The organism is Corallococcus sp. AB049A (assembly GCF_003668885.1).
Lineage (GTDB): Bacteria > Myxococcota > Myxococcia > Myxococcales > Myxococcaceae > Corallococcus > Corallococcus interemptor.
The window spans coordinates 1-426 of sequence record NZ_RAWL01001206.1 but is presented as its reverse complement, the minus strand read 5'-3'; the positions used below and the strand labels follow the sequence as shown (position 1 = coordinate 426).

The window sequence follows — 426 nt, the reverse complement described above, 5'->3', positions numbered from 1 at the left end:
GGGGGAAACCCCTTATGCGACCCGCGATTACTACCACGAGGATCGGTATTGGGATGCCGAAGCGGAAGAGCAGGCCGCGGAAAAGGCGGAGGAGACGAAGGAGGAGCAAGACCGCGTGCTCAACATTGTGGCCCTCGTTGAGGCCGGCGACGCCAAACGTCTGCTGGAGCAGGTGGATCCCAACGAAGAACTGGTCAGTCGGAACCGAACGTTCAACATCGACGGAGACGAGGGCTGGGCCTACAACAACTATGCCGGCTACAGCGTCCTCCATGAAGCGGCGAAGCAGGGGAAAACGGAACTCTGCCGAGAACTGGTGTTCGCAGGGGCGGACTGGGACAAGGGGTGTAAGCTCGTCGGCGAGCAAGGCTTTGACAACCATGTCAACGGCTTTCGAAACGAGCCTCGTATGAAGCCCATCGATTT

1 protein-coding gene is annotated in these 426 nt (G+C 59.2%); it reads left to right on the top strand.

Annotated features, from left to right (window positions below; translation table 11 throughout):
• Positions 1-426, top strand: a 426-nt coding sequence (locus D7X55_RS43945; RefSeq protein WP_158626512.1) for an ankyrin repeat domain-containing protein, incomplete at both ends; no start/stop codon positions are given.